General features: G+C 60.2%; 14 protein-coding genes. 2 read left to right on the forward strand and 12 right to left on the reverse strand.

Annotated features, from left to right (window positions below; translation table 11 throughout):
• Window positions 1-176: 176 nt before the first annotated feature.
• A complete protein-coding gene (locus ABID16_RS04825) occupies window positions 177-1,124 on the forward strand; it encodes a phosphoribosylaminoimidazolesuccinocarboxamide synthase (RefSeq protein WP_354555900.1) in 948 nt (315 codons plus the stop codon).
• On the opposite strand, the gene ABID16_RS04830 is transcribed toward ABID16_RS04825, so the two are convergent.
• Genes ABID16_RS04830 through metG form a run of 3 tightly spaced genes read right to left on the reverse strand, consistent with a single transcriptional unit; the run spans window position 1,114 to window position 4,350 of the window.
• Window positions 1,114-1,944, reverse strand: a complete 831-nt coding sequence (locus ABID16_RS04830) for an MBL fold metallo-hydrolase (RefSeq protein ID WP_354555203.1) — start codon at window positions 1,942-1,944, stop codon at window positions 1,114-1,116. The two genes, ABID16_RS04825 and ABID16_RS04830, sit on opposite strands and share 11 nt — an antisense overlap.
• Before the next feature lie 4 nt (window positions 1,945-1,948).
• Window positions 1,949-2,728 (reverse strand): TatD family hydrolase, encoded by a 780-nt coding sequence (locus ABID16_RS04835; RefSeq protein ID WP_354555901.1) that lies wholly within the window; start codon window positions 2,726-2,728, stop codon window positions 1,949-1,951.
• A gap of 17 nt (window positions 2,729-2,745) precedes the next feature.
• Window positions 2,746-4,350 carry a methionine--tRNA ligase gene (gene metG / locus ABID16_RS04840; protein ID WP_354555204.1) on the reverse strand — a complete coding sequence of 535 codons (1,605 nt, stop codon included), beginning with the start codon at window positions 4,348-4,350 and terminating at the stop codon, window positions 2,746-2,748.
• A gap of 160 nt (window positions 4,351-4,510) precedes the next feature.
• Here metG and ABID16_RS04845 point away from each other — a divergent pair, with 160 nt between their 5' ends.
• A complete protein-coding gene (locus tag ABID16_RS04845) occupies window positions 4,511-5,266 on the forward strand; it encodes a sulfite exporter TauE/SafE family protein (protein ID WP_354555205.1) in 756 nt (251 codons plus the stop codon).
• Between the two features lie 64 nt (window positions 5,267-5,330).
• On the opposite strand, the gene ABID16_RS04850 is transcribed toward ABID16_RS04845, so the two are convergent.
• The 9 genes from ABID16_RS04850 to ABID16_RS04890 form a co-directional block, all read right to left on the reverse strand.
• On the reverse strand, window positions 5,331-6,362 hold the full coding sequence (locus ABID16_RS04850; RefSeq protein ID WP_354555206.1) for a DNA polymerase III subunit delta': 1,032 nt from the start codon (window positions 6,360-6,362) through the stop codon (window positions 5,331-5,333).
• On the reverse strand, window positions 6,359-7,090 hold the full coding sequence (gene tmk / locus ABID16_RS04855) for a dTMP kinase (protein WP_435532357.1): 732 nt from the start codon (window positions 7,088-7,090) through the stop codon (window positions 6,359-6,361). The genes ABID16_RS04850 and tmk overlap by 4 nt, the downstream gene beginning before the upstream one ends.
• Before the next feature lie 75 nt (window positions 7,091-7,165).
• Window positions 7,166-8,332: a D-alanyl-D-alanine carboxypeptidase family protein gene (locus ABID16_RS04860; RefSeq protein WP_354555208.1), complete on the reverse strand. Its 1,167-nt coding sequence runs from the start codon at window positions 8,330-8,332 to the stop codon at window positions 7,166-7,168.
• Between the two features lie 52 nt (window positions 8,333-8,384).
• Entirely contained in the window at window positions 8,385-9,416 is a 1,032-nt protein-coding gene (locus ABID16_RS04865) for a septal ring lytic transglycosylase RlpA family protein (protein ID WP_354555209.1), read from the reverse strand.
• Between the two features lie 273 nt (window positions 9,417-9,689).
• Window positions 9,690-10,820 (reverse strand): tRNA guanosine(34) transglycosylase Tgt, encoded by a 1,131-nt coding sequence (gene tgt, locus ABID16_RS04870; RefSeq protein ID WP_354555210.1) that lies wholly within the window; start codon window positions 10,818-10,820, stop codon window positions 9,690-9,692.
• Window positions 10,817-11,899 carry a tRNA preQ1(34) S-adenosylmethionine ribosyltransferase-isomerase QueA gene (queA, locus tag ABID16_RS04875; protein ID WP_354555211.1) on the reverse strand — a complete coding sequence of 361 codons (1,083 nt, stop codon included), beginning with the start codon at window positions 11,897-11,899 and terminating at the stop codon, window positions 10,817-10,819. The genes tgt and queA overlap by 4 nt, the downstream gene beginning before the upstream one ends.
• A complete protein-coding gene (locus tag ABID16_RS04880) occupies window positions 11,890-12,567 on the reverse strand; it encodes a hypothetical protein (RefSeq protein ID WP_354555212.1) in 678 nt (225 codons plus the stop codon). The genes queA and ABID16_RS04880 overlap by 10 nt, the downstream gene beginning before the upstream one ends.
• Window positions 12,568-12,571: 4 nt before the next feature.
• Complete coding sequence (locus ABID16_RS04885) at window positions 12,572-13,081, reverse strand: peptidylprolyl isomerase (RefSeq protein ID WP_354555213.1); 510 nt, start codon at window positions 13,079-13,081, stop codon at window positions 12,572-12,574.
• Window positions 13,082-13,126: 45 nt separating this feature from the next.
• Window positions 13,127-13,696: a peptidylprolyl isomerase gene (locus ABID16_RS04890; RefSeq protein ID WP_354555214.1), complete on the reverse strand. Its 570-nt coding sequence runs from the start codon at window positions 13,694-13,696 to the stop codon at window positions 13,127-13,129.
• Between the last annotated feature and the right edge of the window lie 17 nt (window positions 13,697-13,713).

Consider the following 13,713-nt stretch of genomic DNA (forward strand, 5'->3'; position numbering starts at 1 on the left):
GCATTCGGTAGGACGCTGTTGAAGTGACATTGAGCATCAGGACTTACACGATCAGGCTTGCGCTCACGCTGCCGCAACATTAGAGCGGAGAAGAAGCGCGGGTGCTTCATCGGCTACCCGCATGTCAATATCTGCCGGCATGCCGGCGACAATCCGGAAGATTTCCCATGGCCGACATGCCCGTCCTCGCCGACGCCACGATCCCCGAACTGCCGAACCACTACAAGGGCAAGGTGCGGGAGAATTACGATCTTCCCGGCGACCGCCGAGTCATCATCGCGACGGACCGGCTGAGCGCCTTCGACCGTATCCTGACCTGCATTCCCTACAAGGGCCAGATCCTCACGCAGATCGCGCGCTACTGGTTTGACAAGACGAAAGACATCTGCCCGAACCATGTGATCGACTACCCCGATCCGAATGTCGTCATCGGCAAGCGCCTCGATATCCTGCCCGTCGAAATCGTCGTGCGCGGCTATCTCGCCGGAACAACCAGCACGTCGATCCTGACACTCTACAAAGCCGGTCAGCGGGAGATGTACGGCATCGCACTCCCAGACGGCCTGAAGCCAAATCAGAAGCTTCCGGAAGCCATCATCACGCCGACCAGCAAGGCGTTCGATGGCGGTCATGACGAGCCGCTGACGCCGGACGAGATCGTCAGCCGCGGTTTGCTGACCGCTGAACAATGGTCTATGCTGAAGGATTACGCGCTGAAGCTCTTCGCGCGTGGTCAGCAGATTGCGGCCGAGCGAGGGTTGATCCTCGTCGATACGAAGTACGAATTCGGAACGGATGAGACCGGCAAGATCATTCTCGCCGACGAGATCCATACGCCGGATTCGAGCCGCTACTGGATCGCCGAAAGCTATCCGGCTCGCTTCGAGTCAGGCGAGCGTCCGGAGAGCTTCGACAAGGATTTCGTACGCGCCTGGGTCAACGAGCGCTGCGACCCCTACAAGGACGACATTCCGGAAATTCCGGCGGAACTGATCCGAGAAACGTCGGCTGTCTACATGAAGGCCTTCGAAGCGATCACCGGCAAGGCCTTCGATCCAGCGACGGTCGACGCGCCGGTTCTGGAGCGCGTGCGCAAGAACCTCGCGCCCTATTTCACCCGCTGACCGTTCCGGTCACATCGTATTCCACCCGGAGCCCGTCATAGGCGGGTTCCACATGCGCCGGCGTTTCCGCCATCACTGTCTCGTAGTCGAGCGGGATATGCATGTGGGTCAGTATTGCGTGGCGTGGCGCAAAGCGCTCGATCCACGAAAGCGCCTGCTCCAGCGAGAGATGGCTCGGGTGGAAGCGATATTGCAGGCAGTCGATGACGAGCGTGTCGAGGCCCTTCAGTTTCGCATGCGAAGCTTCAGGGAAATCGCTGACATCGCTGCAATAGGCAAAGTCTCCGACCCGGAAGCCGAGCGACTTGATATCCCCATGAACCTGCAGGATCGGATTGAAAGTGATCGACCCACCTGCCCCGGAAATCGTCACCGGCGTGTCGGGCGTTTCGATGAGATGCGGGGCCACGATTGGCGGATAGTTGCTCCCGACGGGGGTTTCCAGGCAATAGCCGAAGCCCATGCGGATGCGCTCCATCGTGAATGCATCCGCGTGGATCGGAATACGCTCGCGTTGGGCGTGAAAATAGCCGCGCACATCATCGATGCCATGCAGATGGTCGGCGTGGGCGTGGGTGTAGATGACGGCGTCCAAGCGTTGAACGCCGGCGGCGATCATCTGCTCGCGGAAATCCGGTCCGGTGTCGAGGACCACAGTGGTGATCCCACCGTCATGACCGATCTGCTCGACAAGGAGCGCGGCACGGGTTCTGCGGTTTTTCGGGTTTGCCGGGTCGCAAGCGCCCCAGTCCCCGTTGATGCGCGGAACCCCGGGGGACGAGGCGCAGCCGAGAATGGTGAACCGCCGCCTGATCGCCACGCTTTCAGACCCTCGTCATGCGGGAGAAGCAGCGGAAGGCGTTTTCGGTCGTCAGCCGCGCAGTCTCCTCGACACTGAGGCCGATCGTCTCGGCAAGTACGGCCGCCGTATGGGCGACATAGGCCGGTTCGTTGCGCTTGCCGCGAAAAGGCTTCGGCGCGAGATAGGGCGCATCGGTTTCGACGAGAAGCCGGTCATGCGGCACGGTCGCTGCAATGTCGCGGAGGTCCTGGGACTTGGGGAAGGTCAGGATGCCGGAGAAGGACACGTAGCCGCCGAGTTCGACGCCGACGCGGGCGAGCTCGGGGCCCGACGAGAAGCAATGCAGAATGAAGCCGAAGGCACCCTTCCCCATTTCCTCCTTCAGGATCGCGGCCATGTCATCATCAGCGCTGCGGGCGTGGATGACCAACGGCAGGCCGGTCCGGCGCGCCGCCTCAATCTGGCGGCGGAAAACGGGCTTCTGCACCTCGGGCGTCGCGTAGTCGTAGTGATAGTCGAGCCCCGCTTCGCCAATGGCGACACATTTCTCGTAACGCGCCGCCTCGACATAGGCCTCGACCGGCAGGTCCGGTTCGTCGGCGGCGTTGTTGGGATGGGTGCCCGCCGAGCAGAAGACATTCGCATAGGTTTCGGCAATCGCCTTCACCTGATCGAACTTCCCAATCCGCGTCGAGATCGTCACCATCTGCTTCACGCCGACTTCGCCCGCCCGCGCGACGAGCGCGTCGCGCTCATCGGCAAAATCGGGAAAGTCGAGATGGCAATGCGTGTCGATCAGCATGCTTTCAGCGTCCCGGCTCAAGCGGTTGCTTCCGGCGCGACATAGCGCGGGAAGACAGGTGTCGGCTGATCGATGGCCGTGCCGGAGACGAGACGGCCGGCAGCGCCCAGCGCATCGAAGCCGCGCTTGTCGGCCGGAACCGCGACGAGATCGAGCAGCTTGGCCGACGAGGTCGGCATGAAGGGCTGCAGCAGGATCGCGATCTGGCGCACGGTCTCGGCCGTCACGTAAAGCACGGTTTCCATGCGCTTCGGATCGGTCTTCTTCAGCGCCCAGGGCTCCTGACCGGCAAAGTAACGGTCGCCTTCGGCCACAGCGGCGATGATCGCGGTGACGGCCTTGTGGATGGCGAAATTGCCCATCTCGGTGCGCGCGACATCGATCACGCCGTCGATGTGCGCCAGCATCGCCTTGTCTTCATCAGACAGCGGGCCGCATTCCGGAATCTTGCCGTCGCAGTTCTTGAAGATCATCGAGAGCGAGCGGCTGGCAAGATTGCCGATGCCGTTGGCGAGATCGGAATTGATGCGGGTGGCGATCGCCTCGTCGCTATAGCTGCCGTCCTGGCCGAAGGAGACTTCGCGCATGAAGAAATAGCGGATCTGGTCGAGGCCGAAATGGTCGATCAGGTTGAACGGATCGACGACGTTGCCGACGGACTTCGACATCTTCTCCCCCTTGTTGAGGAGGAAGCCGTGGGCGTAGACGCGCTTCGGCAGTTCGACGCCCGCCGACATCAGGAAGGCGGGCCAATAGACGGCGTGGAAGCGGATGATGTCCTTGCCGATGATGTGCACGGCCGGCCAGAATTTCCACAGCGGCGCATTCTCGTCCGGATAGCCGGCGGCGGTGATATAGTTGGTCAAAGCGTCGACCCAGACATACATGACATGGGCCGGATTGCCGGGAACCGGGATGCCCCAGTTGAAGGTGGTGCGCGAAATCGAGAGATCCTTGAGGCCGGATTTGACGAAGGAGATGACTTCGTTGCGGCGCTCGGAAGGGCCGATAAACTCGGGATGCGCCTCATAATAGGCGAGCAGCTTTTCGCCATAGGCGGAGAGCTTGAAGAAATAGCTTTCTTCCTCGACCCATTCGACAGGCGAACCGAGCGGCTCACGGCGCACGCCATCGCTTCCGACCGTCGTTTCGCTCTCGTCGAAATAGGCTTCCTGACGCACGGAATACCAGCCGCCATAGGTGGCGAGGTAGATGTCGCCGCGCTCTTCCATCTTTTTCCACAGCGCCTGCACGGCAATGCGGTGGCGCTCTTCCGTCGTGCGGATGAAATCGTCGTTGGAGCAGTTGAGGCGCTTCAGGAGATCGCGGAAGACGGCCGAGTTTCGGTCGGCAAGCGCGAGCGCGGTAATCCCCTCCTTCTCTGCCGTCTGCTGCATCTTCTGGCCATGCTCGTCGGTGCCCGACAGGAAATGAACCTCGCGGCCCTCAAGCCGCTGGAAACGCGCCATCACGTCGGTCGCAATCGCCGTATAGGCGTGGCCGATATGCGGCGCGCCATTGGGATAGAAGATCGGGGTTGTGATGTAGAAGCGCTCTTTTTCTGTCATGTCTTTTGTCTGCCTTGAAACGTTGGTTTGGCTTCTAAACCAGTTTGTGCACAAACGAAACTACCGTTTTTGTCTATGCGGCACCATCCGTTGACAGGGATCGCCCGCTGACGCTATCCAGTGCTTCAAGATACGCAGATGCCGGCTCCCGCCGGCGAACTCTCCGGAGGGTGAGCCGCTGGGCCCGACCGACAGTTTCGATCTTCTCTATACATTGTCCGGACTTGTCGTCGGCTTTCTAATCGGCCTCACGGGCGTCGGCGGCGGATCGCTGATGACGCCGATCCTCGTTCTGGTCTTCGGCGTCCATCCGGCGTCTGCAGTTGGCACGGACCTGCTATTTGCGGCGGCAACCAAGATCGTCGGGACCGGCATTCACGGCTGGAAGGGCACGATCGACTGGAAGATCGTTCGAAACCTCGCAATCGGCAGTGTACCCGCATCTGCTCTGACTCTCTATTTCATCTCAGGGGTCGATCACACGGCGCAATCGAAGATGCTGACGCTTATCCTCGGTGTCGTGCTTGTCATCGTGGCCATAGTCCTGATTTTCCGACCGCTGATCGTGCGGCTGTCACTCAATATCCAGCGCGAACGCGCGCCGCTGACCGCCGCGCAGCGGGCGGTTGCGACCGCCGTTCTCGGACTTACGCTCGGCGTGATGGTGACCGCCTCTTCCGTGGGCGCGGGCGCGATGGGCGTGACGATCCTGTTGATCCTCTACCCGTTCCTCAAACTCAGCGATCTCGTCGGCTCCGACATCGTCCATGCCGTACCGCTGACGCTCATCGCGGGTGCCGGCTACTGGTATCTCGGCGAAGTGAAGCCGCTGATGCTGGGAGCATTGCTCCTCGGGTCCATCCCAGGCGTCATTGCGGGCAGCCTTCTCGCGCCTCGCCTGCCGGACCATTATCTGAGGCCGGCACTCGCTGCGGTTCTCGCTGCTGCTGGCTTAAAAATGCTGTTCTGACGCTCGTTGTTTGTTTCGGTAATTGCGGACGCGAAACCGGTTTTCCACTTTCGCTGAAATTGCCCTAGCCGAAAAGATAAGACTCGACTGCATTCATCACGATCTGCTTGCGATCAAGATTATACGCAACTGATGTATCGATCCGCTCCTTGAGAGCCGATGACAGTTCCGACATCCGCGCCCCGGCGGGAAGGTCGCCGTTGAGTGCGGCAGCACGTGCATCGGCTTCAATGCGACGGATGAAATTGTCGGCAAAGAAGGCGAAAATCGTGTCGCTGCCCTTGGCGGAAAGCGCCTCGGCGAGCTTGATGAGATCCTGCCGCTGCTGTCCACCCGGTGCCTGAGACAGAACGCTCTCAAATGCATTCAGGATTTCGAGCCCGCCGTAGTTGACCAGCTTCAATGCCTCCGAGACGCTGCCGCCGGCCTGGGCAAAAAGGGCAGAGCGGCTTTCGGGAGAAACCTCGAAACCCAACGCCTTCAACGCCTTTTCGAGATCGGGGTCGCTCAGTGGGCGCAGGGGCAGAGGAAGGCAACGCGAACGGATCGTGGGCAATAGTTTTCCGGGTGCGTGCGACAGGACAAGGAACATCGCGCGTTTGGGCGGCTCCTCCAGCATTTTCAGGATGGCGTTTGCGGCATTCCGGTTCAGGTCGTCAGCCGTATCGACAATGACGATGCGCCAGTTGTCGGATCCCGATGTCTGCCCGAAGAAGCGCCCCACCCGGCGCACTTCGTCAACCGTGATCGCGCTCTTGAAACGTCCCGCCTTTTCGTCGAATGGCCGTGTCAGATGAATGAGATTGTGCGAAGCACCCGAGGCGACCTGCCTGAAATGCGTTGAATCCGGATCTGGTGGTGCAATGACGTCAGGCGCCGACTGGGCGTCGGGATGCGCCAGCACATGATTGGCGAACCGAAAGGCAAGCGTCGCCTTGCCGATCCCTTCCGGGCCTTCGATAAGGATTGCGTGGTGGCTCTTGCCGGACTGGTAGGCGCGCCCGAGAAAGTCGAGCGCGGCGTCATGACCGAACAGCGAGAGCGTTTCGGCCGGTGGACGCGCGCCATCCAGGATGGCGTCTTCCGGACCGCTCATCGCGCAGCACTCGCCCGGCTTGTGGCAGGCCGGCTCCTGATGGGGAGCATGGGTTCGACGATCCGAAAAACAGCATCGGCAATGGCCTCGACTTCGCCGGAGGCATCCACCACACGGCAGCGGAACGGCTCGGCAGCCGCGATATCGAGAAAGGCTTCGCGCCGCGTCTTGTGCGTTTCGAGTTCTTCCTTTTCGAAACGGTCAGGCGCGGCCTCGCTATCGATCGCATCGAGGCGCTTGCGAGCGCGCGCGAGCCCCATTTCGGCGGGAAGATCGAAGATGATCGTACAGTCGGGAATGGTGCCGTTGATGGCGACGCGTTCGAGATTGGCGACGAAATCGTGCGGCAGGTTGCCGGTCACACCCTGATAGACGCGCGAGGAATCCATGAAGCGGTCGCACAGGACCACAGTGCCTGCGGCCAATGCCGGTTTTATGAGCTCTTCGACGTGATCGTTGCGCGCGGCGGCAAAGAGGATTGCCTCCATGCGAACACCGAACTCTTCGGCAGCACCGGAAAGGATGACGTGGCGCACGGCCTCGGCGCCGGACGATCCCCCCGGCTCCCGCGTCACGGTCACTTCGTAGCCATTCGCGCGCAAACGTTCCGCCAGCAGCCGAATCTGTGTCGACTTGCCGGCGCCCTCGCCGCCCTCAAAGGTCACGAACAATCCGTTGTTTGCCGCCAAAGCCTTTTCCCGACCGGGCATTCCGTGCCCGCCATGCATGATACCGGATCACCCGACTTTTGTTTGTCGCGCCGGCTTTACGAATTAACTATTCCCATTTCTTCGTCCGGCGCTTTACATCCAGAAGAACAGTAGCTCCCAGACCGCGTCAAGAGCGCGCCCGGTCAGCGACCCGCCACGCACTTCATTCTGCGCATAAACAGGTACTTCCTGAAGGACTTCCTCACCGTTGTACAGCCTGAGCGCGCCAACCTGCGCACCTTTTTCCACTGGAGCCTTGAAAGGCCAGTCGTAAGCGATGCGCGCGGTCACCCGATCGGGTAGCCTTTTGTCCTGAAAGATGGAAACCGGGGTTTTTGCGGCGACCGAAACGCGCGAATCAGCACCGCCGTAAACAGGCACATCCCCGATCACTTCGCCGGCCGCGAAAATCTGCCGCTTCTCGAAGGCGCTCAAGCCCCATTCGAGAATATTGCGCGCTTCATCCTCGCGCTCCTTCGGGCTCGCAAGCCCGCTCATCGCGAGATAGAGGCGCACACCGTTGCGTTCGACCGTGGCGACTATGCCGTAACCAGTGTCTTCAGAATAGCCGGTTGCAAACCCGTCAGTCCCCTCGACGCCGGCAAAGAGCGGAAAGCGATTGCGCTGCCTGATCTTGTTCCACTCGAAATCACGAATGGCGAAATAGGGAAAGTAGTCGGGATAATTGTCGTGCAGCTGGCGGGACAGCATGACCAGTTCGCGCATCGTCATCTTGTTGCCATCGTCGGGCAGGCCGGAAGAATTGGCAAAAGTGGATTTCTTGAACCCGATTTCTTTGGCCCGCTCGTTGAGCTTTTCCGTAAAGGCGGCGTCGCTGCCTGAAATGCCTTCGGCAAGAATGATACAGGCGTCGTTGGCCTGCTGAACGATGACGCCTTTCAGCAGATCCTCTACCCGGATCCGCGACTTCAGTGCCGCAAACATTGTCGACGTGCGCGACAGCGCGCCACCGGTGCGCCAGGCATGTTCGGAGACAGGAAATTCGGTATCGAGCTTCAGCGATCCGGACTTGAGAAGGTGAAAGACATATTCTGCCGTCATCAGCTTCATCAGCGATGCGGACTGGACGAGTTCATCGGCCTTCTTGTTCAGCAGAATCGTGCCGGTCTCGGCCTCGATCATGAAGACCTGTTTGGCCTTTGTGGGAATGGGCTCACCGGCGAAGGCATTCGCACATGCGGTCAGACAAAACAGCGCCATGACCGTCAGGATGCCAGCAGCCTTTGCCCAGGATTTCATCGTCTCAGCCCAGTCTCATTCCCATAGAGGCCAGACAGGAAGTACCGTCGCCTCAGCCGCCGTTATCGTCCACATAGGATGCGCGAATCTTGTCGGCATTCAATTCATATGTTTCCGCGACCAATGCCCGGAAAGGCGCCGTTGCGCCAGAGCGATCTTCTGCTTCAACATAGCCGGAGGCCAGGTTGCCGGTGCGACCCGAGGCAAGCTGCATTGTACCCGGACGAACGCGCGGAATGGGCCCCACTTCCGGCAGAAGCACGAAGGCGGGTGACTGGACCTGGAACGGGACGGGTTCGTTGGCCTGCTCGTTGAGTGCAAGCGGTGCGGGACGCTTCTGCAATGGCGTCACGACAGGCATCGGCGCCGCGACCGGCATCTGTATCCGCTGAGGCATGGCGCTTGCGGGCAACCGGGTGTCATTCGAGGCAACCATCACGCCAGGCGCAACCTGGCTCGGGATCACACGGCTGCCCTTGGGAACGTAGGACGCCATGAGGAAGGCCTGATCCTGCCCGTCCATGCGCGCACGCCCGACGTACTGGACCCGAACCTTGGCGGTCCCATGACCCTTCATGTCCAGCATTTCGGCGGTTTTGCTCGAAAGGTCGATGATGCGGCCGCGCTCATAGGGGCCGCGATCGTTCACGCGGACGATGATGGACGCGCCGTTGGTCGTATTGGTCACGCGAGCGTAGCTCGGCAGCGGGAATGTCGGATGGGCAGCGGTAAGCGCGCTGGTATCGTAGATCTCACCGTTGGCCGTATAGCGGCCGTGGAAAGCGGAGCCGTACCAGGATGCAAAACCGACGCGATCGTAATTCCGATCTTCCTTCGGATAGTAGACCTGTCCTTTGACCACATAGGGCTTGCCGACCATGTCGCGCCCGCCGCCCTTCGGCACAGGGCCGTTGAAGACGACGCGCGGGCTTGCCTTCACGCCATATTTCGACTCTGCGAAATATTCCTTGCTGCGCTTGGAAGATGTCTTGGTGGCGGTTGTCGTGCCACACGCAGCAAGCGAACCCATGGCCAAAGAAAGTGTCAGCAGACGCAGTCCCGTTTTGACGCGGCGATCCACCATACCCGATTGTCCCCTTGCAACGCTACTCAATACAAAAACGTTCGCGGATTCCACGACGACGCTGACTTCCCCGCGCCGCCGGCTTATGCCGCCTTTTAATCTAACTGTTCCTTAATCATGACGGGAAAGAGGCAGATTGCCGGAGTAAAGGGGCAACAGACGCTGCTTCTTTCTTGCTATGGTTAGTGAAGAGTTAAGAAGGACGGATCGAGTATTCTTTCGGGGGCGTGACTTGTCAAACACGCCCCTCGGAAGATTGCAAATACGGTTAATTCAGACCGGCTCGATATCCCCCCTCGCCCAGTTCTCCATCGTTTCCGCATAGAAATCGGCGAAGCGGTTCTCCGCAATCGCTGCACGGATGCCCTGCATCAGCTCCTGGTAATAGGCGAGATTGTGCCAGGAGAGCAGCATGCCACCCAGCGCCTCGTTGGAGCGGACGAGATGGTGGAGATAGGCGCGGGAATAGTCGCGCGAGGCCGGGCAGGACGAGGCTTCGTCCAGCGGGCGCATGTCTTCCGCGTGGCGGGCGTTGCGGATGTTGACCTTGCCGCGGCGGGTAAAGGCCAGGCCGTGGCGGCCGGAGCGGGTCGGCATGACGCAGTCGAACATGTCGACGCCGACGGCGACCGATTTCAGAATGTCTTCGGGCGTGCCGACGCCCATAAGGTAGCGCGGCTTTTCGTTGGGGAGCACCGGCAGCGTCGTTTCCAGCATCTGCAGCATGACCGCCTGCGGCTCGCCGACGGCCAGCCCACCGATGGCATAGCCCTTGAGGTCGAGTGCCTTCAGGGCTTCCGCCGAGCGGATGCGCAGGTCTGGCTGGTCGCCGCCCTGGACAATGCCGAACATGGCCTTGCCGGGCTGGTTGCCGAAGGCAACTTTGCAGCGCTCGGCCCATCGGACCGACATTTCCATGGCACGCTCGATTTCCTTGCGTTCGGCGGGCAGCGCCACGCATTCATCGAGCTGCATCTGGATGTCGCTGTCGAGCAGGCCTTGAATTTCGATCGAGCGTTCCGGCGACATGTGGTGCAGCGAGCCGTCGACATGGCTCTTGAAGGTCACGCCCTGCTCGTCGAGCTTGCGGAGCCCAGAGAGCGACATGACCTGGAAGCCGCCGCTATCCGTCAGGATCGGCTTTTCCCAGCGGATGAGATTGTGCAGGCCGCCGAGACGCGCGACGCGTTCGGCACCGGGGCGCAGCATCAGGTGATAGGTGTTGCCCAGGATGATATCGGCGCCGAGATCGCGAACCTGATCCAGATACATGGCCTTGACGGTGCCAACCGTGCCCACCGGCATGAAGGCCGGCGTGCGGATTTCGCCGCGTGGCATGGAGATCTGACCAAGGCGCGCCTTGCCGTCCGTGTTCTTGAGCTGGAATTGAAAGGCTTGGCTCATCGGTTGGTCCTGAAGAGAAGGCTCGAATCCCCGTAGGAATAGAAGCGATAGCCGTTTTCGATCGCGTGTTCATAGGCCGCGTGCATTGTCTCGAAGCCGGCAAAGGCGGAGACGAGCATGAAAAGCGTCGATTTCGGCAGGTGGAAATTGGTCATCAGCACATCAATCGCGCGGAATCGGTAGCCGGGTGTGATGAAGATATCAGTGGCGCCCGACCATGGTTCGATCACCCCATCCTCGCGGGCGGCACTTTCGAGGAGGCGCAGCGAAGTCGTACCAACCGAGACGATGCGACCGCCGCGGGCACGAACGGCGTTCAGCGCCGCGGCCGTTTCGGCGCTGACATAGCCGCGCTCCTCATGCATCTTGTGGTCTGCCGTATCGTCGGCCTTGACCGGCAGGAAGGTGCCCGCCCCCACATGCAGCGTCACGAAATGGCGCTCGATGCCGCGTTTGTCGAGCGCTTCGAAGAGGCGCGGCGTGAAATGCAGACCCGCCGTAGGGGCTGCAACAGCGCCATTCTCGCGGGCATAGATGGTCTGGTAGTCCGCCTTGTCCTTTTCGTCCTCGGCGCGCTTGGCCGCGATATAGGGCGGCAGCGGAATATGGCCAGCAGAGAAGATCGCCTCATCCAGCGCCGGGCCGGAGAGATCGAAAAGCAGGGTCACTTCCGCCTCGTCGCGGGCCTCGACCGTGGCATCCAGCGTCCCGAGCATGCAGGTTTCGCCCGTGTGGCCGAACTGGATGCGGTCGCCGGGCTTCAGCCGCTTGGCCGGACGGGCAAAGGCCTTCCATCGGGAGGCATCGACACGCATATGGAGCGTGACCGACACGCTTGCGCCCACGCCGCCTTCGCGTGTGCGCAAGCCCTCCAGCTGCGCCGGGATCACCTTGGTATCATTGAACACCAACGCATCGCCCGGCTGGAGCAAGTCCGGCAAGTCGAGAACACCATTGTCGGATAGAACCGGATCGGCATTTGCGTTGACGACGAGCATGCGGGCGCTGTCGCGCGGATTGGCGGGCCGCAACGCAATGTTTTCATCAGGCAGGTCGAAGTCGAACAGGTTTACACGCATTCCGATCTCACATAATTACAAAAAGCCTGCCAAAACAATTCGAGATCTTCAGTGCTGAATTTAAGCTCAAATCGCTGACCATCGCGATCCACATATTTGTACCCGGCATCTGATATTGAAGCTTGATTGAAACTTATCTCGAACAGAGTCGGAATTTTCTTTCCGGATACGTACTTGACGCTCTTTCCCAAATTCCGATCACTTTCGTGCGCGACCGCATGGCGTGCATGCTCCGCCCTCGGAAAAAACTCCTCAAACAGCCGCTCAGCAAATTCGCTGTTCGGAAAGGCACATCTAAATTCTGGCGTGCCGAGGTACTCGGAGAATATGTACAAGCTCAGAGGGAAGCGATGGCCAAAATGGTGCGTCAGATGGGAAATCTCATCGGGCAAGGCTCCTGCTGTATTATCTATCCAAATTCTCCGGAAGCTCTCGTAGCAGCGAGCTTCAAATGCAGCAGACCGAAAAGCTGATTGTGTTTGCTCGAAGATCGCGGCCACCCTGTCGGTGGTGGTATCTTCGTGGCATTGCAATCCTGCTTTGCGGCAGTGCAGCCGAACCTTTTTGTGGAATTCGTCTTCGGCATCATTCACGAACGACGAATAACGCCGTGCTTCTATAAGCACGGCGCCAATTTTTTCAGCCAAAGCTTTGTCTTCGCCAATCATTCGATCAGGCGTCTGCGGCGACCTTCATGGACACAATGGTATCGGGATTGCGAACGGGCTCGCCGCGTTCGATCTTGTCAACGTTGTCCATGCCTTCGATGACCTGGCCCCAGACGGAGTACTGGCGGTTCAGCCAGGGGGCGTCGGTGAAGCAGATGAAGAACTGCGAGTTGGCGGAGTTCGGGTTCTGCGAACGGGCCATCGAGCAGGTGCCGCGCACGTGGCTCATGTTGGAGAACTCGGCCTTCAGGTCCGGCTTTTCCGAACCGCCCATGCCGGCGCGGGCCGGGTTGAAGTCCTTGCCGCCCGTCTTGCCGAACTTCACGTCGCCCGTCTGGGCCATGAAGTCTTCGATGACGCGGTGGAAGACGACGCCGTCGTAAGCGCCTTCGCGGGCCAGTTCCTTGATGCGCGCGACGTGGCCGGGGGCCAGATCCGGCAGAAGCTGGATGACGACCTTACCCTTGGTCGTTTCCATGATGATAGTGTTTTCCGGATCCTTGATCTCGGCCATGGGGTCTCTCCTTCAGTCTAACGTTTTCGTGTGGCTGGCTGCCGATCAGGGCTTGCCCACCGTTACCTTGATCATCTTGTCGGGGTTCGAAACTTCGCCATTGCTGCCTTCGCCGCGCTTGATCTTGTCGACGAATTCCATGCCCGATACGACCTTGCCGACGACCGTGTACTGGCCGTTCAGGAAGGAGCCGGGGGCAAACATGATGAAGAACTGCGAATTGGCAGAATCCGGGCTCTGCGACCGGGCCATGCCGACCGTGCCGCGTTCGAAGGGAACCTTGGAGAATTCGGCCTTCAGGTCCGGCAGGCTGGAACCGCCCATGCCTGCCATCTTCGGCTGGTAGGATTTTGCGGAATTGCCGAACTTTACGTCGCCGGTCTGGGCCATGAAGCCTTCGATCACGCGGTGGAAGACGACGCCGTCATACTCGCCCTTCTTGGCCAATTCTTCCAGTCGCTTGACGTGGTTGGGCGCAACATCATTGGCAAGCTTGATGACGACCGGGCCGTCCTTCAGCTGAATGGTCAGAAATTCGTCGGCAGCGCGCGCAACGGAAGCCGAGAAGGCAGCGATCGAGACGAGGCCGGCGGCGAGGATGTAAGACAGTTTCATGGAAGCTCCGTAGGTGA

Source organism: Limnomicrobium aquaticum (assembly GCF_040545545.1).
Taxonomy (GTDB): domain Bacteria; phylum Pseudomonadota; class Alphaproteobacteria; order Rhizobiales; family Rhizobiaceae; genus Ensifer_A; species Ensifer_A aquaticum.